Source organism: Granulicatella seriolae, assembly GCF_024543085.1.
Classification (GTDB): domain Bacteria; phylum Bacillota; class Bacilli; order Lactobacillales; family Aerococcaceae; genus Granulicatella; species Granulicatella seriolae.
Window position 1 is genome coordinate 1 of record NZ_JANHNZ010000005.1, and the last position, 21824, is coordinate 21824.

Annotated in this window: 18 protein-coding genes and 1 rRNA gene; 17 read left to right on the top strand and 2 right to left on the bottom strand. The window is 39.1% G+C overall.

Features of this window, described 5'->3' with window-relative positions; translation table 11 throughout:
- The first annotated feature begins 39 nt into the window (after nucleotides 1–39).
- From rrf to NPA36_RS06085, 8 genes are all read left to right on the top strand, one after another.
- Nucleotides 40–155, top strand: a 5S ribosomal RNA gene (gene rrf / locus NPA36_RS06050).
- Between the two features lie 251 nt (nucleotides 156–406).
- Nucleotides 407–592 (top strand): hypothetical protein, encoded by a 186-nt coding sequence (locus tag NPA36_RS06055; RefSeq protein WP_256945226.1) that lies wholly within the window; start codon nucleotides 407–409, stop codon nucleotides 590–592.
- A 263-nt stretch (nucleotides 593–855) separates the two neighbouring features.
- Nucleotides 856–1038, top strand: a complete 183-nt coding sequence (locus NPA36_RS06060) for a 4-hydroxy-3-methylbut-2-enyl diphosphate reductase (protein ID WP_256945227.1) — start codon at nucleotides 856–858, stop codon at nucleotides 1036–1038.
- Between the two features lie 466 nt (nucleotides 1039–1504).
- Entirely contained in the window at nucleotides 1505–2227 is a 723-nt protein-coding gene (locus NPA36_RS06065; RefSeq protein ID WP_256945228.1) for a hypothetical protein, read from the top strand.
- A gap of 38 nt (nucleotides 2228–2265) precedes the next feature.
- Nucleotides 2266–3183 (top strand): aldo/keto reductase, encoded by a 918-nt coding sequence (locus NPA36_RS06070; protein ID WP_407932788.1) that lies wholly within the window; start codon nucleotides 2266–2268, stop codon nucleotides 3181–3183.
- Nucleotides 3184–3218: 35 nt separating this feature from the next.
- Nucleotides 3219–4739, top strand: coding sequence for an alpha-amylase (locus tag NPA36_RS06075; protein ID WP_256945230.1), 1521 nt, complete (start codon nucleotides 3219–3221; stop codon nucleotides 4737–4739).
- 2 nt (nucleotides 4740–4741) lie between these two features.
- Nucleotides 4742–5929 carry a MalY/PatB family protein gene (locus tag NPA36_RS06080; protein ID WP_256945231.1) on the top strand — a complete coding sequence of 396 codons (1188 nt, stop codon included), beginning with the start codon at nucleotides 4742–4744 and terminating at the stop codon, nucleotides 5927–5929.
- A gap of 96 nt (nucleotides 5930–6025) precedes the next feature.
- Entirely contained in the window at nucleotides 6026–6442 is a 417-nt protein-coding gene (locus NPA36_RS06085) for a VOC family protein (protein WP_256945232.1), read from the top strand.
- An 848-nt stretch (nucleotides 6443–7290) separates the two neighbouring features.
- On the opposite strand, the gene NPA36_RS06090 is transcribed toward NPA36_RS06085, so the two are convergent.
- Nucleotides 7291–8511, bottom strand: coding sequence for a CapA family protein (locus NPA36_RS06090; protein ID WP_256945233.1), 1221 nt, complete (start codon nucleotides 8509–8511; stop codon nucleotides 7291–7293).
- A 222-nt stretch (nucleotides 8512–8733) separates the two neighbouring features.
- On the opposite strand from NPA36_RS06090, the gene NPA36_RS06095 reads away from it, so the two are divergent.
- The 4 genes from NPA36_RS06095 (at nucleotide 8734) to NPA36_RS06110 (ending at nucleotide 12613) form a co-directional block, all read left to right on the top strand.
- A complete protein-coding gene (locus NPA36_RS06095; RefSeq protein WP_256945234.1) occupies nucleotides 8734–10059 on the top strand; it encodes a YcjF family protein in 1326 nt (441 codons plus the stop codon).
- Between the two features lie 390 nt (nucleotides 10060–10449).
- Complete coding sequence (locus NPA36_RS06100; RefSeq protein WP_256945235.1) at nucleotides 10450–10668, top strand: hypothetical protein; 219 nt, start codon at nucleotides 10450–10452, stop codon at nucleotides 10666–10668.
- A gap of 807 nt (nucleotides 10669–11475) precedes the next feature.
- Entirely contained in the window at nucleotides 11476–11748 is a 273-nt protein-coding gene (locus NPA36_RS06105) for an antitoxin (protein ID WP_256945236.1), read from the top strand.
- A gap of 1 nt (nucleotide 11749) precedes the next feature.
- Complete coding sequence (locus NPA36_RS06110; protein WP_256945237.1) at nucleotides 11750–12613, top strand: zeta toxin family protein; 864 nt, start codon at nucleotides 11750–11752, stop codon at nucleotides 12611–12613.
- Nucleotides 12614–12823: 210 nt separating this feature from the next.
- Here the strand turns inward: NPA36_RS06110 and NPA36_RS06115 are convergent, their stop codons facing one another.
- Nucleotides 12824–13414: a TetR family transcriptional regulator gene (locus NPA36_RS06115; RefSeq protein WP_256945238.1), complete on the bottom strand. Its 591-nt coding sequence runs from the start codon at nucleotides 13412–13414 to the stop codon at nucleotides 12824–12826.
- Between the two features lie 252 nt (nucleotides 13415–13666).
- Here NPA36_RS06115 and tuf point away from each other — a divergent pair, with 252 nt between their 5' ends.
- The 5 genes from tuf (at nucleotide 13667) to NPA36_RS06140 (ending at nucleotide 21824) form a co-directional block, all read left to right on the top strand.
- Nucleotides 13667–14854, top strand: coding sequence for an elongation factor Tu (gene tuf / locus NPA36_RS06120; RefSeq protein ID WP_256945239.1), 1188 nt, complete (start codon nucleotides 13667–13669; stop codon nucleotides 14852–14854).
- Nucleotides 14855–15454: 600 nt separating this feature from the next.
- On the top strand, nucleotides 15455–16501 hold the full coding sequence (locus tag NPA36_RS06125) for an Atu2307/SP_0267 family LLM class monooxygenase (RefSeq protein WP_256945240.1): 1047 nt from the start codon (nucleotides 15455–15457) through the stop codon (nucleotides 16499–16501).
- A 1-nt stretch (nucleotide 16502) separates the two neighbouring features.
- Complete coding sequence (locus tag NPA36_RS06130; protein WP_256945241.1) at nucleotides 16503–17153, top strand: NADPH-dependent F420 reductase; 651 nt, start codon at nucleotides 16503–16505, stop codon at nucleotides 17151–17153.
- 1008 nt (nucleotides 17154–18161) lie between these two features.
- Nucleotides 18162–19727, top strand: a complete 1566-nt coding sequence (locus tag NPA36_RS06135; protein WP_256945242.1) for a hypothetical protein — start codon at nucleotides 18162–18164, stop codon at nucleotides 19725–19727.
- Between the two features lie 594 nt (nucleotides 19728–20321).
- Nucleotides 20322–21824 carry a hypothetical protein gene (locus NPA36_RS06140; protein ID WP_256945243.1) on the top strand — a complete coding sequence of 501 codons (1503 nt, stop codon included), beginning with the start codon at nucleotides 20322–20324 and terminating at the stop codon, nucleotides 21822–21824.

Below are 21824 nucleotides of genomic sequence, written 5' to 3' on the forward strand. Positions count from 1 at the left end.
CAGTTTTGAGAGAGCAAAAGCTTTTTCAATCAAAAAAAGTGTGGTGACGATGGCAAGAAGGTCACACCTGTTCCCATCTCGAACACAGCAGTTAAGCTTCTTAGCGCCGATAGTAGTTGGGGGTTTCCCCCTGTGAGGGTAGGACGTTGCCACGCAAAATAAAAAGCATCTTCTAGAGGATATCTAGAGGATGCTTTTTTTATATTTCAACTTCTGAAATCGTTGTTAAAATTCAAGGATATGGATATAATACCATTAAAGAAGACAAGTTGTTACTTAAATGGTGGCTGTTGTGAGATTAACTACTGTACCCATACTATGATACTTATTAAAAATTGATGTAATTAGGATGCAGGAAACTAAGAGTGGAAATAGTTATAGAAATGAACTTAAGAGAGGAATGATAATGATGGAATTAGATGAAGCTTTTGCTTATATTGATTCTTTAAACTTGAAGTCAGAGCCTATTGTACCATCTGAAATGACTCTTGAAGATATTGCACGTCTGCGGTTTACTTTTGTTTCTCCAGAAGATGAGGAGGCCATTGAGTTAGAACTCAAAAACGTGGTTTTGGACATGGATATGTCATAAAAAAAGACCGATACAATGGCTAAAAACGATTATTGGGTAATAGTCTGAAAAACACTAAAGTATTACTACCAGAAGATGAAACGTGGAGAGCTTATTGACGGGAATGAGATTAATGCTAGCCAATTGAATATCTTTAGGAACTGAATTGATGGCGAGGCGTTGACTAAGATACATATCATTGATGGGTCCTTAGATAAATTTATTGTAAAACGTCAATAGTTCCAAGAATGCTTGGTGAATAATGATAGAAGGATGGGGTAAAAATGAAATTGTGGGAGTATGTAGGGAAAAAGGTTCGTCTAACTTTAACTGACGGTAGAATTATTGTTGGAGTTGTTGAAGATTGGGACGATGGATATACCCTAGATGGTGATGATGAAATTGCAATTAGAGAATATACCTACCCTGAAAGTGACATTAAAAAAATTGAAGTAATTAACAATTAGTTAAAGCATAGAAAGTCTGGGTCATATTGCCCAACTGGAGGTAAAGTATGAAATTATGGACTTTTTCAAGGCAAAATGTAAAACTTATGCTAAAAGATGGTTCAATAGTTTTGGGATTTGTTCAATAGTATTGTAGTAAAGAAGATAACGAAGAAGATATTGACTCAATTGGTATTGATGTCAATGGGAGTTTGTATGAATATTTTGAAGATGAAATTGCTAGTATTTCAGCAATTAGCACTTAGAGAAATCTAAGTGCTTTTATTTTGCTCTGAATAAGGCATAAAAGTGTTCAAATTCTGCTTATGCGGCGTAAAGCAAGTAGAAGCAGGTATTCAAGATAAAGCGGTGATAGACCAACTTATGCAAGCGTAAGTAGCTCCATTTCTTCGTTATTAGTTTGCAATATCTTATGGGGCGGAATTTTGATACAATAGGGGTGTTAAGGAAGTGATGGAGGTTAGTTATGGATTGGAAGGTTATTAAGAAAGGTTTTGTTATGTTGGGGTTGGCAGTGGGGTTAACTGCTTGCGGTAAGGCGCTTACTTCTGTGGAATTTCAAGCGGAGATTACTGGTGAGATGAATCGTCTCAATAGTTATCATATTTTAGTAACGTTAGCGGATTATAAGACAGAAGACACCACCAAATCGGCACCAGCCATACCGGAAAGTGAAACAATTGCTAATGCGGTTTTTATCGCAGACAATGGTGGAAATGGGACGCGGATTGATAAGGTAAATGGTGCTGTAAAGAATCAGATGGAAGTGATTGCGGATGCTTCTAAGGGTATGATACGTTACCATCAGAATCCTTGGGAAGAAACGGTGACGCCTATATCGAGTTTGATGAATATTGTTATATACCCTTATCGTACGATTGCTCAGTTTACTCAAGCCATTAGTTCAGATGTTGAGTGGAAAGTGGAGCAATCTGGTTATCGTATGAGATTTCAGGGGTCCAATGAAAAGGTTCGGTCGGCTTTGGAAAATGTGTTAGCAATCCAACTGCCAGAAAGCACGAATATTGAATTGGACATGCTAGCCTCAAAAGAAACACATCGGATAGAATCGGTTCATATTAAGACTATACAAGCACTAGAGGATAAGAAAACGTCACAGATCAAAGAAATAGTTATTCAATATAATGGTTTCGACCAACAAGAGCCACTGGCACTGCCCAAAAATTAATGACACATAAAAAATAAATGAAAAATGGAGGTAAGATGATGCGTAAGATTGCATTAGGAAAATCGGATTTACATGTTTCGACTATTGGTTTAGGTTGTATGAGAATGGCTCAACTTAGTGTTGAAGAGGCATTGGAAGTTATTGAAGAAGCATTAGAAGTTGGTATTAACTTTTTCGACCATGCGGATATTTACGGCAAGGGTGAGTCGGAGCGAATATTCGGTAAGGCGCTCAAACGAAGTGGCGTGAAGCGAGAAGACATCATTCTTCAGTCCAAATGTGGGATTCGTTCGGGTTTCTTTGATTATTCTAAAGACTATATTTTAGAGTCGGTTGATGGTATTTTGGAACGTTTGGATACGGATTATCTAGATGTCCTGCTCTTGCATAGGCCGGATGCTCTTGTGGAGCCAGAAGAGGTGGCAGCGGCTTTTGACCAATTGAAAGCTGAAGGAAAGGTTCGTTATTTCGGAATCAGCAATAGCAACCCTCTACAGATTGAACTCATCCAAAAATATTTTTCTGATCCACTGGTGGTCAATCAGTTACAAATGAGTTTGGCCCATACACCACTGATCGACAGCGGACTACACGTCAATATGAAAGAAGAAGGCGGCGTCAACCGTGATGGCGAAATTCTAGATTATTGCCGTCTACATGACATTACCATTCAACCATGGTCTCCGTTCCAAATTGATTTGCAAAAGGGGATTTTTCTAAAAAATGACAGCTACAAAGAGTTGAACCAGTGCATTAGTAGAGTGGCGACTAAGCATGGGATTAGCGACGAAGCGGTTGCTATTGCTTGGTTACTGCGCCATCCGGCAAACATGCAGCCGATTATTGGTAGCATGAATACGGAACGTATTAAACGAATTGCAGAGGCGGCACATGTTATGATTAGCCGTCAAGAATGGTACGAACTCTATACTAGTGCAGGTAATACCTTGCCTTAAGTAGAAAAATTTGGCACAGAAAGCGAAGTGAAGATATGCTAGAAAATGGCTTAATGATGCAATACTTTGAATGGCATATTCCAAATGATGGAAAACATTGGCAGCGACTAAAGGAAGATGCAGCTCACCTGAAACAAATCGGCGTGACTAGTGTTTGGATTCCACCTTGTTATAAGGCGACTGGGACCAATGATGTCGGTTATGGTATCTATGATGCCTATGACTTAGGTGAATTCAACCAAAAAGGTGACGTGCGCACCAAATATGGCAACAAGGAAGACTTACTGGCTGCCATTGAGGAGCTTCACAAAGAAGGTCTATGGGTCTACGCAGATATTATCCTGAATCACCGAGCTGGTGCCGACAAGACCGAGCGTTTCTTTGCTTATGAAGTCGCCCCAGATAACCGCCAGCAAATCCTGACTGACGCCTATGAGATTGAAGGGTGGACCGGCTTTACTTTCCCTGGAAGAAAAAATCAGTATTCAGATTTCAAATGGCATTGGTATCATTTCTCAGGGGTGGATGTCAATAACGCTACCGGCAAACAGACCATCTACATGATTGCCGGAGAGAATAAGGGTTGGGCAGACGATGACACGGTGGATACGGAGTTTGGAAACTTTGACTATCTTATGAATGCTGACATTGATTATTCACACCCTGAAGTTGTGCAAGAAACCAAAACGTGGGTAGATTGGTTTATTGAGGAAACGAAGATTGATGGTGCAAGACTGGATGCTATCAAGCATATCAATGCCGATTTTATGATTGAATTTGTCGACTATGTCCGTCAGCAGCAGGGCAAAGACTTCTATTTCGTTGGGGAGTATTGGAACAGCAACTACCAAGCCTTGGAGGATTATTTCAAGCAAACGCAATTCGAGATTGACCTTTTTGATGTGAAGTTGCACCATAACCTACACCAAGCTTCTTTAGATAAAGAAAACTATGATTTGACAAAGATTTTTTCTGATACGATTACTGAAAAGAATCCGACACTTAGCGTGACCTTTGTTGACAATCATGACTCCCAACCCGGTGAGGCACTGGAGTCTTATGTAGAGACTTGGTTTAAACCCCTAGCCTACAGCTTGATTCTTTTGAGAGAGTCTGGCATGCCGACCCTTTTCTATGGGGATTATTACGGGATAGAAGGCCCTGACCCTAGACCAGGTATGGGGGAATATCTGGATAAATTAGCCTATATTCGTAGTCGTCATGCTTATGGGCAACAAGATGATTATTTTGATAACCCTAACTGTATCGGTTGGGTGCGCCAAGGCAATGAGGAACACCCATTTGGCTGCGCTGTGGTTCTTTCCAATAAGGATGCCACAAGCAAACGGATGTTGGTGGGAGAGCAGTATGCTGGTCAGTATTTTGCTGACTATACTTCTACCATCAAAGAAAAAATCCTAATTGACGAGGAAGGTTTTGGAGACTTTCCAGTGCTTGCTCAGTCGGTATCGGTCTGGGTTGTGGAAGACATCGGCGACGACGAGGCCTTTCAGGAAGTGGCAGTTGAGCCAGAAATGGATAAGAAGGAGGAGTAGTTGTGTCAAGAGAGTATGATTTTACCAGTATAGTCGATCGATCCAAGGACAATTCTAACAAATGGGAGCTCATGAAAGTTTGGAACCCGCAAGTAGAAGAGGGAATTGTGCCATTTTCGGTGGCAGATTTGGATATGAAGATTGCGCCTGAGATTGTGGAAGGCTTACAAGACTATATAGGCAACACGGTTTTGGGCTACACCATGGTTGGGCCTGAATACAAGCAGGCCATTATGGATTGGAACAAAAATCGCCATGATTGGTTGGTGGATCCGGACTGGATTCTGACCTCAAGCGGTGTTGTGCCAGCACTTTACACAGCTATTCACGCCTACACCCAGCCAGACCAAGCCGTAGCCATTATGACACCAGTCTACCACCCTTTCAAAATGGCCATCCAAAATACCAAGCGCCAAGTCGTTGAAGTTCCTTTAGAAGAGGATTTCCCGACCTATCAAATTAATTTTTCTGCCTTGGAAAAGGCGCTGCAAAGACCAGATGTGAGTTTGCTATTTTTGTGCAGCCCGCACAACCCAGTCGGTCGCGTTTGGACAAAAGAGGAACTCAGCACCATTTCGCACCTGGCTTTTGACAATGACGTGGTCGTAGTGGCTGATGAGATTCACTATGACATTATTTTTCCTGGCTACCAGCATACGGTTTTTGCGGCCTTATCTGACCAGGCACGCGATAACTGTATCGTCTGTACGGCGCCAAGCAAGAGTTTCAACATCGCTGGCCTGCAAGCCTCCACTATCCTTATCCCCAACCCTGACCTGCGCCAAAAATTCAGAGATGCCCAAGTTTGTAGTGGCTTCGAGTGTATCAATATGCTAGGCGCCAAAGCTACCGAGCTGGCCTACACCAAAGCCGGCAAATGGATGGAAGAACTAGTCGACTTATCTGTACACAATCACCAAGTCCTCAAAGACTATCTAGGTCAACACCTCCCACAAGTCAAAGTCTACGACATCCAAGGCACTTATCTACAATGGTTAGACTTTAGACCACTAGGCATCCCTGCCAAAGAGCTAGAAAACTTGCTACACAAGGAAGCACAAGTTTTCTTAAACGAAGGCTACATCTTTGGCGCAAATGGAGAGGGCTTTGGCCGCATGAATATCGCTTGTCCGACAGAAGTGTTAGTGGCGGCGCTAGAGCGAATGGTTGAGGTGCTTTCTAAGGTGTAGAAGGGTTTTGAATCTATCTACTAATACCCTAAGAAAAAGAGAAAAGAGAGCTAAATATTTGAAATGTTTTATTTATATATCAAAGGTGGTGATCATATGATTAAGACGGGGACTCCTTTTCTAGTCTTTTATGACGAATGTGAAGAGGCATTAAACTACTATGTGGAAGTTTTCGGAGCAGAAATTATTGAAAAAACGACATTTGAAGATGTTGACTGTATGGATGATGTAAGTCGCAAAAACTGTATTGCCCATGCAACATTCAAGTTAGGTGAAAGTTTGTTTTATGCGTCTGATTTTCTTGACAAAGAGGAAAGGAATAGTTCTACAAAGCCACAAATAACGATCTGGCTTGAGATAGATTCTGCAGAGAATATTCAACCACTAGTAGAAAAGCTATTGTCAACAGGTTCAACCAGTCTATTCCCGCTTGCAGAATCTTTTTGGGGCTCTCAATTTGCAGAAATTCAAGATAAGTTTGGTATCATTTGGGAACTAAATGCCCAGATGTAGAGTCGTGTATTGGTGAAGCATAAAAGCTAGATGAAAAGGAAAGCAAATGACTTGGAACGAATTATCCTTGTTGTTAGCTTTCTTTTTTGTACGCAAATCGGCTACAGAATGATGGATTATGAGAGAAGTAGTCTAAATATAGTAAATTACAGGGAGTAGAAGTGGTCTACTCCCTGTAAATGATTCAAATGAGCCTAGTTTTCTCATAATCGAGCTAAAATTCTGTTTATATTAGTCATAAAATCTAAAAAGAAAACGAATTATGAGAAAAGTAGTTCAAATACAGTAAATTACAGGGAGTAGAAGTGGTCTAGTCCCAGTAAATGACTCAAATGGGCTTAGTTTTCTCATAATCCAGCTGAAACTCTGTTAATACTAGCAATAAAACCTAAAAATAAAATGAATTATGAGAAAAGTAGTCCAAATACAGTAAATTACAGGGAGTAGAAGTGGTTTAGTCCCAGTAAATGGATCAAATGGCTTAGTTTTCTCATAATTCATCTTTTTATAATTGGCTTAGCCTAAAATTTCCCATAATTGCACCAAAGTCCTAACCATTACAAAGTTTACATAAGTAAGCTAAGGGGCTAGGCAAAAAGTCTGTAATAAAATAAAAGCATTCTAAATCATAAAATAGTTCCCCAGAAATCTATCCGAAATAACGGTGTAAAGCATAGCTGACGCACAGTGGATGTTTCGGCTTCAGCCGATTACAGCCACGTAGACAGTTAAGCCAGTGAGACTTTGGCTCACGGCGGTACCACCGTTCTCATTTTTGATAGATTTCTGGGGAACTATTTTATTTGGTTACCATTTGGAGTTTTTGCTCCGCCCCTTATTCAGTTGCATTATTGAAACACATCTGTATCCTCAGCACTAGTAGCTGTTTCTAAATGTGTCACAATTGCAACTTTATTTGTCCTTGATGTCATGCGTTCTTTCAAGGTTTCCCACCAAGTGGCACCATTTGGAATGCTGTATTTATTGTAATCAGCGAATGGCACGGTTTGGTAAAGGGATTGGTTTTCAAAGCCTAGGATGTGGATGGGCATGAATTTTGGATTGGTCACGCTGACCTTACCCGCGTCATCTTTGACAAATGTCACCTCGGTAATGCCGCCTTGCTTATTCTCTTCTTCGACTTGTCCGGATAGGAAGCTGGCTTGGCTGTAGATGGCAAAGGTCTTGTCGCCGTTAATCCAGTCGACCGGTTGCAAAACGTGAGGGTGACCACCCAAAATGAGTGACACACCCGCTTCGCTAAGCAGGTTAAAGACGTATTCTTGTTCCGCGTTAGGAATTGGATCGTATTCAGGCCCCAGTTGCAAGGTCACTACCACAGCATCCACTTGCGGTTTGAGCCACTCCACATCTGCTAGCATCTTGTCGGTATCCACCAAGTTGACCACATATTCTTCACCATATGGGATGGGCACGCCGTTAGTTCCATAAGTATAAGATAAGAATCCCAGTTTAATCCCGTTAGCCTCTAGAATTCGTGGTTGAGCCTTGTCTGCTTGGCTTTCAAAGCTTCCACTGTAAGGCAGCCCTGCCTCTTTCAAGTTTTCAATCGATGCATAGGCACCATTTACATCCAAATCCAAGGTATGATTGGTGGCGTTGCTGACGATGTCAATACCGATATCCTTCAAGGTTGGTAGCAAGGATTTTGGCGCGTTGAAACTTGGGTAGCCTGACACTGGGTACTGCGGGTAGGCGGTGATGACCTCTAAGTTGGCAACCGTAATGTCAGCGTGCTGGGTGTAGGGTTTGATGACTGACAACATGTCTGAAAAGTCGTAACTGCCATCATCTTTCAAGGCCATAGCAGATACCCGGTCATGGATTAACAAATCACCTACCGAGCGCAACCGTAATTGGTTAGGCTTAGGAAAAGTCGGCTCCTCAACCGGAGTACTCTCACTAGAAGACGCCACCTCACTACTCGAAACAGCCGTCTCTCCTTCAGGTCCTTTCCCTGAAAATGGCAGTGTCCACAAACTATAAACCAATAAGACCAGTCCAAGACTGAAAAATGTGATGACTAAAAGGCGCATGTCCTTACGCATAAAATCCCTCCAAAACAATTTCTCTCCCACAAGCATAGCACGACACGTTGCCAGCTGCAAATGTATCCAACAAAATTCATGGAAAATGACCACAATTCCTGCTGCATTAGCCCTAGCATTTCTCAGACTAAAGAATGAACTTTTGCAATTCCATTTACAAAGACGTAGCATACGCCAAAAATCGTGTATAATAGAAGCAAAGAAGATGGGGAGGGATGTAAGGTGGCAAAAAGCTCATTTGACATGTCTTTAGTAAAAGAATTAATGCATAAAACCCAAGAAGAAATCAATAAAATGCCGCCAGTAAATGTCATGCTGGTTGGGAAAACTGGTGTAGGCAAAAGTACGTTAGTCAATAGTATCTTCAGAGAAAATCTTTCCCAGACTGGTATTGGCAAACCTGTTACACAGCACTTGGTTAAGATCGCCAAAGATGGTGTGCCGATTAGTCTCTATGATACACGTGGTTTGGAGTTGGAAAAGTCCATCCAACATCAGGTTAAAAAAGAAGTTTTAGATACCATTAAAAAGAATAAAGGTAAGGAAGACCAGATTCATGTGGTATATTATTGTCTGAATGCCGCCAGCAATCGTATTGAAGCTAGTGAGATCGATTTTATCAAGGAACTGGGTAAGGAAGTCCCTGTGATTGTGGTTTTGACCCAGTCTATTGGTACGCCGGCAGAAGAATTTCGCAAGTACATCTACCAGCTCAACCTGGGTATCGTTGGCGTGGTCAATATTATGGCGCAGCCCTATCCCATTTACGAGTCGGTGACCATTCCGAGCTCTGGTTTGGTGGAACTGATTGATTTGACCTTTACCGTTGTCCCAAAAGAAGTTAGCGAAGCTTTAACGAATGTCCAGCAAGTAGACATCGCCCGTAAAGCTAAGCAAGCACGCAAATGGGCGACACACTACATTGCAACGACGTTTGGCATTGGGTTTTCGCCCATACCATTTTCCGACGCGACCCTATTAGTGCCAATGCAAGTGACCATGATGGCCCATATTACGGCAATATTTGGCATGGCGGTGGATAAAAATACGATGACCACGATTGTTAGTGTGGTTGGCGGTACTAGTGGCGCAACATTTTTGGGGCGCTACATTACGTCAAATCTCCTCAAGCTAATCCCCGGTGTTGGTAGTATTGCAGGTGGGATTATCAGCGGTACGACAGCTTCCATCGTGACCACTGCACTGGGCATGAGCTATGTTGAGGTGTTGACTATCCTAGCCAAGAGCCAACAAGAAGGCGGCACAGTGAGTATGGACCAACTAAAAGAACTCATGAAAACCAAGATTGAGCAACGACTCAAACAAGGCAAACAAAACCCCGACATCCAACGCATCAGAGCCCAACAAGGCATCACCAAAGAACTACAAAACGACAGCCCTATCAAAGCTGAAATCATTGAAAATGAAAAACAAAAAACAAACCCCATCAAGATTGGCGTCAGACAAACTAAAAAACTGACACAACAAGTACAAGGCTGGCTGCAAAAGAGTATGAAGCTAGGGACAAAAGATAAAAAAGCAAAATAGGTTTGCTTATGAAATAAAGGTTGGGTAAACAGCCCATGATAAAATAAAAAGCTTTCTAAATCATAAAAGAGTTCCCCAGAAATCTATCAGAAATGAGAACAGTGGCACCACCGAAAGCCTTGGTCTTCCGGCTTAGCTGTCTACGTGGCTGTAATCGGTTGAAGCGCCAAACATTCACTGTACATCAGCTATGTTTTACACCGTTCTATACGGATAGATTTCTGGGGAACTCTTTTGTTTGGTTACCATTTGGATTTTTGCCCAGTACATGCTTAAAACGAAGAACTTTTCTCATTTTTTCATCGAAAGTACCATTTAGAAAAAAGGTGTACTATAATAGAAGTAGATAAAGAAATCTTGTGGAGCAACCGAAGCTAGGAGGTAGAATCTATGCATTTAGAAGTAAAAAAAGGTCATGTATTCGTTTTGATTATTACGGCTCTTATCATTTATGCCTGTTATACAGTTAGCGTTCCTTATAACATCCCTTTACTATTTATTGCAAGAAATTTTGTTATCCCTACACTGCTAATCTTAGTAGGAATCTCCAAAGATACAAGTAGTTTACCGGTCAGGTTAGCGTGGTTTATTCCCGGAATAGTTCTCTAAAGTTATATGACTTTGCATTATATAATAGGCTTCCACAACCCGTATTGGGGATAAGCCTGAATCCATAAAGCAAGGAGTGGCAAATATGTCTAAAAAATTCTTCTCTCTCGAAACCTATCAATTCTCTATCACGTATAGTCTACTTGCGCTCATAATCGGTCTGTCTTTCTTCAAATTCAGCCCATCCAATCCGTGGTTGCACTATCTGCTATTTGTCATTTTAGTCACCACGGCAACATTTATCTCGGAGTACATGATCAATTCTAGATTCGCCGATAAGGTCGATCACTACAAGTTTATGAGGATAAAATACATCCTTTTTATAAGCCTAATCAGTTACAGCCTACTTGTATTTTTAGCCCTCCAATTCATCTCCTTATAAATCAAACTAAAAAATTCTAGGATTAAGGAGCTGGGCAAAAAGTCCTTAAAGGATAACAGCTATTCCTAAATCACAAAAATAAATGCAGGTGATTTTTACTTTTCTGCGTTTTCCATAGGAGAGGAGGATTATTGGTGGCTATTTTAGAAAATGTGAGCACGCCAAATAAGCCTCCCTTTTCCTATTTTTTTGAAGAGGGTTATGTTATATTAGTGTCATAGATTAGTCCTTAGAGACCGTGTACACATAGTCGTACTTTGTATTATTCCTTACCATGGAATGCATACACTTCAGTACTTTGAGCATATTGATTTTGTTTCATTTGTAAAGTAATTGTTTAGATTTAGTGTTAAACAGACAATTGGTGTAAAACAGGTTATAATAAGTGTAATTACAAGGTAATGTCAAAAAGGAGTGGATAATGAATGGAATTAGATTATGAAAAAACATATCAAATCGAGATTATCAATGAATTTTCTGCTAGTGTATATAATAGAGTATTGAATTATGTTTTAAATCATGAATTAGATATGGAAAACTCTCAATTGTTGGCAGTTAATTTGTTAAATCAATTAAAATTAGCTAAACGTGTTAATTTGTTTGATTATTCATTGGAGGATTTAAAATCTATCGATGATTATTGGCTTTCTATGGATAAGTATTCTAAACAGATTTTAGTGAAAAAGGAAGCTGCATAAAATGGCTGATATTGTAAATTTTACTGAAAAACAATTTGAAAATCGTGTGACGGATAACTTAAAAGAACTAGTTCAAGGTAAAAAAGTGGTTGAATCACCAACCGCTTTTTTGTTAGGAGGGCAACCAGGTTCAGGAAAAACAGGTTTGCGAAATGTGATTACTGAAGAAACTAAAGGAAATCATATTGTTATTGATAATGATACATTTAAGCAACAACATCCTAATTTTGAAGCATTAGTTGATATGTATGGAAAAAATGTAGTAGAACAAGTTACTCCATTTTCTAACCAAATGACTGAAGAATTGATTAAACGATTAAGCGATCAAGGCTATAATTTAGTGATTGAGGGTACAGGACGGACAGTAGACGTGCCTATACAAACAGCTGAAATGTTGCAAGCAAAAGGATATCAAACAAAATTGTATGTTATGGCGGTGCCTAAGATTCAATCCTATCTAGGTACGATTGAACGATATGAAGATATGTTTAGAAGAAATGCTGTAACGGCCAGGGCAACACCAAAACAAGCACATGATATTGTGGTTAAAAACTTACCTACCAATTTAGAAGTACTTCATAAAACGGGCTTATTTAGTGATATACGCCTTTATAATCGAAAAGGGGTAAAATTATACTCTAGTTTAGAAACATCATCTATCAGTCCAAAGAATACTCTAGAAACTGAATTGAACCGCAAGTTATCAATTCAAGAAATCAAACCAACTTTAGAACGAATCGAAGGTAAAATGATTCAAAATCAACACCAAGCAACACCTGAATTTCAAGCGATTCATCAAGAATTAGAAAGTTTGCATCCATCTATACCTCCACTTCCTGAAACTCCTAAATTTCCAGAGTGTTAGGAGTTAGTAAGTTTTTTCAAGTTTTTATACTCCAATCACTCCTTTAGTTTAAGGGATAAAATGGTATATATTTACGTTCTGCTCAAATATGACTATTATTGTTAACAAATAAAAAAACTATTAAGTGGTTAACCTACTTAATAGTTTTTTATTCATTTGCTGCAACTAAAACGTGCGGGTTAAAAGCAAATTGCTTCAGGTATCGACTAATTATCTACTAGCTTCTTCTTTCTCATCGAATATCAATCTCTCATAATCCTCCCGAAACCGCTCAAAATAGTCTTCCGCTGAAATATTTTTTGACCGTTTCCACTCATAGGCCAGTCCAATAACAAACCAGCTCAAGGTAGCAGACAAAGCCTCCAAACGCTGACGGTCTCCATTCACATACTTCAATTGAATAGAGCGCAAAATCGTTTGTTTAATCTCTTCTCGCAAGACCTGACTAGTGTACAAGGCAAGGTCTTCCACATAATTTTTCCGACAGATGGCCGACATGTCCGTATGGAAATCTGTCAAGGTTAGATAGATGTTTTTCATTAAGTCAGGCGAATATACCTCGTTCTCAGTCAAGTTTGCCCGAATATGTGCCAACAGGGTCTCCTCGGTCAAAACATCCAAGAGCTGATACTTGTCCATAAAATGATTGTAAAATGTTGCCCGATTAATTTCTGCCTTATTGGTAATATCAGAAATGCGCACAGACTCAAAAGTCTTTTCATGTAGCAAGTCCTTAAAAGAATCCAAAATCAACTTCCGTGTCCGCCTCGTTCGAATATCCACCTCAGCTGCTATAGCCATAAGATTCACTCCTCCACGACAAACCTAGCCATTTGTTGCAATTACAACAGTCGTAGGTTTTTGTCTATTGTATTTTCTAGCTTTTCCTTTAAAATGAGTATATACGACATGTGTCGTAAAAGCAACACCGTTTACTCAAGAGTCAAAACAAAAGGCTTGACTTTGACCAATTTTGACTTATAATAGGTAGTAGATTCAGATTACTTTTGTAAACGGTGAATCTGCAAGAAAAAACTATAGGAGGTTTGTAAAATGGCAAAACAACATTATGAAAGAACAAAACCACATGTAAACATCGGTACAATCGGACACGTCGACCACGGAAAAACAACATTAACAGCAGCAATCACTACAGTATTAGGGAAAAAAGGCCTAGCAAACCCTCAAGATTATAATAGTATTGATGCAGCACCAGAAGAACGTGAACGTGGGATCACTATTAACACTTCCCACGTAGAATACGAAACCGAAAAACGACACTATGCCCATATTGATGCACCAGGACACGCGGATTACGTTAAAAACATGATTACCGGAGCAGCACAAATGGACGGCGCTATCTTAGTGGTTTCCGCAACAGATGGCCCAATGCCTCAAACACGTGAGCATATCTTACTATCTCGCCAAGTTGGTGTGAAACATCTAGTCGTCTTCTTAAACAAAACCGATTTGGTAGATGATGACGAATTGATCGACTTAGTGGAAATGGAAGTTCGTGAATTATTAACAGAATACAATTTCCCAGGAGATGACATTGCGGTTATTAAAGGCTCTGCTTTGAAGGCTCTTGAAGGGGATGCAGAAGCAGAACAAGCTATCTTGGACTTAATGGATACCGTGGATGCAGAAATTCCTACACCTGAACGTGACACAGACAAACCGTTCTTACTACCAGTGGAAGATGTTTTCTCCATTACCGGTCGTGGAACAGTAGCGTCTGGAAGAATCGAGCGCGGTTCTGTCAAAGTAGGTGACGAAGTAGAAATTATCGGTATTCGTGATCAAGCTAAAAAAGCTGTTGTAACCGGAATTGAAATGTTCCGCAAAACACTTGACTACGGTGAAGCTGGTGACAACGTTGGTTTGTTACTAAGAGGTATCACTCGAGACGAGATTGAAAGAGGTCAAGTCTTAGCTAAACCAGGTTCCATCACACCGCACACCAAGTTCAAGGCTGAAATCTATGTTTTGACTAAGGAAGAAGGCGGACGTCATACACCATTCTTTAACAACTATCGCCCACAATTTTATTTCCATACCACTGATGTGACTGGAAATATTCAATTACCAGCCGATGCGGAAATGGTAATGCCGGGAGATAACGTGACGATTGATGTAGAGTTAATCCACCCGATTGCGGTTGAACAAGGAACAACTTTCTCTATCCGTGAAGGTGGCAGAACAGTTGGGTCTGGTATCGTAACTGAGATTACAAAATAATAGAAGACAGAGCTGGAGATAAGGTTTTTGCTGATGAAAACTTTATCTCCAGCTTATTTTTTGGAAATTAGAATGGTAGTATGGGTTTAGTAAAAAGTCCATAATGACTAATATCTATTTTTTTTAAATCACAAAAGAATTTTGCGAAAAAGCTTATCAGAAATAACGGTGGCACCGCCGTGAGCCTTGGTCTCACTGGCTTAGCTGTCTACGTGGTTGTAATCGGCTGAAGCCGAAACATCCACTGTGCGTCAGCTATGCTTTACACCGTTATTTCTGATAAGCTTTTTCGCAAAACTCTTTTGTTTAAATGGCAGCACGGACTTTTTGTCCAGATCCACCAGCTACTGTGCATCAGCTATGCTTTGCACCATTATTTTGGATATAGTTCTCGGGAACTCCTTTTGCTTAAATAGTAAATAACTCATTTTCCAGCCGTTTTTAAATACAACACTACAAATTTCGCAACACTTGAGTAGTTTTGTCGCAAATGCGACAGCGGTAATGGATTGTCCATTGTAAAATTGTAGAATACAGTTATAATTATAAATGTACAACAGGTGTCGTAAAAGACATACGAATTAAAATGGAGTGATCACTATGAATTTTGAAGATATTAAATTTGGTTTAGACACATTTGGGGACGTAGCTATTGATGCAGAAACAGGTGAAAAAATATCCTATGAAGAGTCCATCCGCAACATTGTTAAGGAAGGGCAGTTGGCTGAAAAAGTAGGCGTGGATATTTTCGCTTTAGGCGAACACCATAGAGAAGAATTTTCTATCTCTAGCCCAGAGATTATTCTAGCAGCCCTTGCATCTACCACAGAAAAAATTACCTTAGGAACTGGGGTTACCGTTTTAAGTTCTGATGACCCAATCCGTGTTTACCAACGCTTCGCTACCTTAGATGCTATCTCTAACGGCCGGGCACAAATCATGTTAGGCAGAGGGTCATTTACCGAATCATATGGGTTGTTTGGTTACGACTTAGAAGATTACAATGACCTGTTCGAAGAAAAAACAGCCTTGTTTGATAAGTTAGTGCAAGGTGGACCAATCACGTGGGAAGGGAAATTTACACCAACCCTTAATGAAATGGAAGTTTTCCCTAAAATGACTGAGCACCGCCTGGACACTCATATTGGTGTCGGTGGAACTCCCGAATCTGTCATCAGAGCAGCAAGATATGGTTACCCGTTAATGTTAGCGATTATTGGCGGACAACCAACCCGGTTCAAACCCTACATCAACCTCTATAACCAAGCTCTTGAAAAATTCGGTCACAAAGCGCAACCAATCGGTATGCACTCATTTGGCCTTATTGCAGACGATGACGAAACAGCTATTGAAAATGCATGGAAATACATCGTTCCTTTTATGGACAAGATTGGGTTAGAACGTGGCTGGGGTCGTATGACCAAAGAACATTTTGAAGATGAAGTGGCAAGAGGTTCTTATTATGTAGGTAGTCCAGAAACAGTGGCTAGAAAAATGGTGAGAGCCATCAAAGAAATGGGTATCCAACGCTTTGACCTAGTTTACGGCATGAATGGACAAACCCAAGAAGAACGGTTCAAAACCATCGAATTATTCGGAACAAAAGTTATCCCACGTATCAAAGAATTGCTGAAAGAAGGTAACTAAGATGATAAAACCTGTTATTGGGATTATAGGAGCTGGGAAATTAGGCATTACACTGGGTAACCTAGCAGTAGGGGGCGGCTACACGACCTATATCTCTGCTTCAGGTTCGGTTGAAAAGATACAAATGACCATCGATATTCTAGTTCCCGGAGCCTTTGTGTCCACCAATCAAGAAATCAGTGAGGTAGCGGACATCATTATCCTAGCCCTCCCATTAAGTAAGTACAAAACGCTCAAGTCAGAACTCTTCAAAGGCAAGATTATGATTGACGCCATGAACTACTGGTGGGAAGTCGACGGTACCTCTCAAGTCTATTCCGATGCGGACTATTCGTCTTCCGAACGCGTACAAGATTATTTTACCCAAAGCAAGCTTGTCAAAGCCTTCAATCACATCGGATACCACAACCTAGCCGATGATGCACGGTTAGATAGTAAGGAAAACAGAAAAGTAGTACTAGTCGCTGGAAATGACCAGGAAGCTGTCAAAGAGGTTGAAGCGATTATAGAACAAGTTGGCTTTGACCCCTTATCCATTGGACCCCTTAAAAATGGACGTATTCTAGAACCAGGTTTTCCACTATTTGGAGCTAGCCTGGGAATGGCTGACGTTAAAGTAGTAGTTAATGAAAGTCTAGAAAAAATACAATAAACTGCGACTGGGCAAAAGGTCTGTATCAATAAAATTTATTCCTAAATCACAAAAGAGTTTCCTAGAACTGTATCAGAAATAAAAACGGTGGCACCGCCGTGAGCCAAGGTCTCACGACTTAGCTGTCTACGTATCTGTAATCGACTAAAGTCGACACAGCTACTGTGCGCCAGCTATGCTCATACACCGTTATTTCTGATACAGTTCTAGGAAACTCTTTTGTTTTGTCTTACAATACGAACTTTTTGCCCAGTCCCATTCCTAAGGATTGAGGAATTTGCTATGAGTGGAGTCACTAGCTCCTCTGTTGGAAATCAAAACGATAGTGTAGATTACTGGTAGAGGAGGTGGAGACTCTTTTTTGCTTGCTTAAAGGAGGGGTGAGGGCTAATTTGTTATAAGTCACCTTTAAATGGTTAAGCCTGAGGTGATGGTTTCTTATTAGAGAATAGAGGTAATCAATTGAGTTCTGGGGATAAAAGACCCCTATATTCCCGGAAAAGTTTAAAAAGTGGTTCCGTTTCTCATAAAAAAGTTCCAAAAGTTTAGAATTGAATAGGAATGGCCTGGAAACTAGTCAATTATGAGAAAAGTAGTCAAAAATAAGTAGTTTGTGGGGATAAGAAACTCTCTATTCCCTGCAAATAGTTTAAAAGTGGTTTTGTTTCTCATAAAACAAGCTATAAAGACTAAATTTGAGTAGAAATAGCTTAAGATATAGTCAATTATGAGAAAAACAGTCCAAACTGATTGGTTTCCGGGGATAAGGAAATCTCTAATCCCCGGAAAAGTCTAAGAGGGGAGTTTATTTCTCATAATTAGCTAACAACGCTTAAAGAACTGAGGGAGTGTAAATATTGGTCTATCTATATTAATAATAGTAGAATTTCCACCAAATTATGACTAAATTATCACAACAAATTAAACTTTTAACAAATCATCAATGCTAATTAACAAAAAACTAGTTTATATGATATATTGAGTAAAAACAGATTTTAGAGGTGTATTATGGATAAAATACTTAATAATTCAGAAAGCATAAATATAGAAAGCAAACCGGACACTAAAGAAATAGAATTACTTGAGTTTATCGCTATCATTGAAGAACTAGTTTCGCTTGATACCATACGGAAAATAGACTACCTAAAAAACTCTCAAATTCCCATGCCGGAACCGATACAAGAGTTACCATCCAACTTGAATGCTGTTGATTATCAGTTTCAATCCATTATAAATCTTCATTTGTTAGAATTCTTAAAACGAAACCAGACAATTCTCAGTGAGTATGGGTGTGCCCAATACCAAAGAGTGTACCCCCTGTTACTGAAAAGCAAACTATCCATGGAGCATTTTAACCGGCCATATCATGACTACGTTAGGCATTTCACCACCCAGTGGAACCAAGCTATCAAAGAGAACAATATTCGTGATTTTTGCTCACAATTAGACAAGCACAAATATTTTTTACAAGAATATTTTTCGATTCTTTACGGGAAAAAATCTATGACTCACCAAGAAGTGCTGGAACATCGTTTTGGCTCTGCCTTAACAAAGCACTATTCAAGTCAAATTCAATCCTATCGAAAAAATTACCAAAACTTTTATGGGAAATTGAAAAAAGGAGAAGATTTTTCATCAGATAGACAGTTTCTTTCAGCCTTAAGCCAATCCGAAATAGCTGAAGTTTTGGAAAATCAAATCCAATATTTCAAACAAATTTTTGCTGATTTTACGATTGAAATTGTTTTTGCGGAACACCATCTGCCATCTATTCACCAGTTGGACAAGTGCTCCTACACTATTTTTCTGCCCAAACGGTTCACATTCGCACAGCAGCTACACACACTACTTGGTTATCTGGCTCACGTTTTTTACCCACAATATTTAGAAGTTCAAGAAAACGAGGTGCCCTTATGGATTAATGACTTGTCTAGCCAATCTAGCATCAGTTTTATGGAAGCTGTCCTAATCAATCATTTCCAGTTGTTACCTGTACTGTCTAAGGATTATTTACATCGCTTGAGCCAAGACATTTTACGTGTGTCACAAGCAGAAACGAAACCAAAACTTACCCAGTTACAAGTAGAATTGCTAACGCAGTTTTTGTCTTTACAAAAAAATCCGCTAGACTCCACCTTGTCAAACCCTATCCAACGAATTTTAACGCTCAGTGTTGAACATAATGTCGAAGAACTATGGTTTAATGATGAAATCACCAGTCAGGAATTGGCCTACTATTTTCAAGAAGAGTTCCAAACTTTTGTGGCCAAAAAACCTAGTCATCATATGGAAGGAAGTCTGCGAATGAAGAATTGGATTACGGGGGATTTAGGAAACGCCTTTGCTATGATGGCAGGGTTCTTGAGTATCTTTTCAAATGGCTTAATTGACTCACGTACCAATCATAATTATTCAATCTTTTTCCACCATCTCCAAACAAACACTTTATCTGATTGGAAACCAACGAAGCTAAAAACAATTGCTGAGAGAACGGATTGCAACCATGGACAGATGGGCAGCGTCTTTTTCAGTCAAGTTTTTTCAAAACAGTATTTGAATAGTTTTAAGAAGTAGTCGGCAAGGCAAAGTGACTACACCCACTAAGGAACAGTATTATCCCTCTAAAGAGTTTCCGAGAAAGGCTTAGAATTGAAACAATGGTGCTACCGTGAGCCTAGGTCTCACAATCTAGCCATCTATCTGTTATAGACTAATATCGAAACAGCAACTGCACTCTAAATGTTTGTTTCTGCCCTTTTATGGAAACTCTTTTGTTTAGTATCAATAGTAAAGTGAACATAAGGAATGGAGATTGAAAAAGTAGTAGATGTATTTTTTTACAAAGATTAGTTGTGGTCCTAGTGGTTAGTCAAAATCAAAAAAGTGAAGATTAGGTACTAGACGTTGCCGAGATTCAAAAGAAAAATTTAAAGAGACTATTGACACTACAGAAAGCTTTAGGAGAGATTTTTAGATCAAAGACCAAATGTTCAGGTGGTTAGATATTTCAGCTTGCTTAATATGAGGTGAATGAGGTAACATTAGAATAAGTATAAGCTAGTGACTTTTCAGTTTGAAATTAGAGGAATAGTGACTAAAACATGTAATGATATTGTTAAAACCATCACCAGTCCGATAAGCAAAATGAAAATCATTTGGGAGAATAATATGAATTTTGACTTACTATTGCAAAAACTATTTTTTTTAACACGCGTGAAAGTTGGAGACATCGCAAAAACACTAAAATACGACCGGACAATTGTGTCCAAATGGAAAAATGGTCGACGTATCCCTTCTGAGAAGAATAGTAGCTATATTTTTTCGGTAATGGCACAAGTATTTGCGGAAGCGATAATAGACAACGGTTTAGAGGATAATCTACTAGCTTTGTGTCAAATTAAGGTTCCTTTAAGAAACCAAGCTGAGGTTCAACGTACGATCGTTGGGCTTTTTGAGAGATCATATTACCAATCACAGTCACAGTTTGTACTGGAGAATGAAAAACAAGTAAAAGATTCTGAAGAGGAGAGCAATGGTGAAACAAGGATTATAATGGATCTCAATCAAATGAGAGAAACTCTTTATGCAGATTTTACAAAGCTACTTGCCTCAACTTCAAAAGATTTAAATATCTATTCCACCATTTCCGTAAATGATTTGGTATTTTTAATGAATAAGTTTGTTAGTAAGATTAATTTTGTTGAAAAACGTACGATTACCTTTCATATTGCAATCGATAAACAGCAGTTGATGCAAATGAAAGAGAATGATTTTTATGTTTTTGCCGTAGAATTTCTAAAAAGCTCTTATTTTGAAATAAAAGCATATATCTATGAAGATATGTTTCTAGATGAATTTCTGTATTTCAAGGATGTTGCATTAGGTTGGCTAACCTATTCAAAAACAGGTTTATTTTCGTTAAATATCACTACGTTGAAAGACCAGTATGATCTGATTTTCAAGAAGAACTCTAAAATTTTTGACGATAAATTCCAGATCGTTAAGCAATCATTTATGGCCCCAGATGATAATGAATGGAGTAAAGAAACTCCAAAAGGGATCAAAATAATATTCTCGGGATTTTTTAGTTCTTACTTTTTTCCAAGTGATTTTGCAACGAATTTTCTAACAAGAGATATCAGTCTCATAGATGCAAGTTACGAAGAGTTTGAAAAGATTTTTTTCAAAAATGAAATCTATGCTATTATCACTAAAACAGCTGTGAAACATTTTATTAAAACCGGACGCATCCAAGTTGGCGGTAAAATGGTAGTCTTACCAATGAAATACCGTATCTATATTTTGAAACGTGCTTTAATAGTGCTTTCTGCTAAGCCGAAAGTTAACATTTATTTGTTAGATGATGAAAATGATTTGGGCATTAATGAGATAAATGTTTCTTTTTTGATGACAGATGAATCATTGTCCTTCTTTAAAGATCTAGAAACTGCATCGAATCCTAGTGGGAAACGCTATGCAATTGTTCAACCAGAACTGGTAGATGCATTCTTAGACATCGTTCCAAATATTATACATCAGCTTGAACCATTTAGGTTGCGTACTAACGAGTTAGTGATTCTTGGACATATTATTAAATGGTTAGAAAATGTCCCAGAATCAGTTGCAACTAAATTATTTAATACGTTTTTTGAAAATCTCTTCCGAAAATGA

Bases quoted from the DNA above. Each gene is read 5' to 3' on its own strand.
- NPA36_RS06055 (WP_256945226.1), top strand. From the start codon at position 407: ATGATGGAATTAGATGAAGCTTTTGCTTATATTGATTCTTTAAACTTG.
- NPA36_RS06060 (WP_256945227.1), top strand. From the start codon at position 856: ATGAAATTGTGGGAGTATGTAGGGAAAAAGGTTCGTCTAACTTTAACT.
- NPA36_RS06065 (WP_256945228.1), top strand. From the start codon at position 1,505: ATGGATTGGAAGGTTATTAAGAAAGGTTTTGTTATGTTGGGGTTGGCA.
- NPA36_RS06070 (WP_407932788.1), top strand. From the start codon at position 2,266: ATGCGTAAGATTGCATTAGGAAAATCGGATTTACATGTTTCGACTATT.
- NPA36_RS06075 (WP_256945230.1), top strand. From the start codon at position 3,219: ATGCTAGAAAATGGCTTAATGATGCAATACTTTGAATGGCATATTCCA.
- NPA36_RS06085 (WP_256945232.1), top strand. From the start codon at position 6,026: ATGATTAAGACGGGGACTCCTTTTCTAGTCTTTTATGACGAATGTGAA.
- NPA36_RS06090 (WP_256945233.1), bottom strand. From the start codon at position 8,511: ATGCGTAAGGACATGCGCCTTTTAGTCATCACATTTTTCAGTCTTGGA.
- NPA36_RS06100 (WP_256945235.1), top strand. From the start codon at position 10,450: ATGCATTTAGAAGTAAAAAAAGGTCATGTATTCGTTTTGATTATTACG.
- NPA36_RS06105 (WP_256945236.1), top strand. From the start codon at position 11,476: ATGGAATTAGATTATGAAAAAACATATCAAATCGAGATTATCAATGAA.
- NPA36_RS06110 (WP_256945237.1), top strand. From the start codon at position 11,750: ATGGCTGATATTGTAAATTTTACTGAAAAACAATTTGAAAATCGTGTG.
- NPA36_RS06115 (WP_256945238.1), bottom strand. From the start codon at position 13,414: ATGGCTATAGCAGCTGAGGTGGATATTCGAACGAGGCGGACACGGAAG.
- tuf (WP_256945239.1), top strand. From the start codon at position 13,667: ATGGCAAAACAACATTATGAAAGAACAAAACCACATGTAAACATCGGT.
- NPA36_RS06125 (WP_256945240.1), top strand. From the start codon at position 15,455: ATGAATTTTGAAGATATTAAATTTGGTTTAGACACATTTGGGGACGTA.
- NPA36_RS06130 (WP_256945241.1), top strand. From the start codon at position 16,503: ATGATAAAACCTGTTATTGGGATTATAGGAGCTGGGAAATTAGGCATT.
- NPA36_RS06135 (WP_256945242.1), top strand. From the start codon at position 18,162: ATGGATAAAATACTTAATAATTCAGAAAGCATAAATATAGAAAGCAAA.
- NPA36_RS06140 (WP_256945243.1), top strand. From the start codon at position 20,322: ATGAATTTTGACTTACTATTGCAAAAACTATTTTTTTTAACACGCGTG.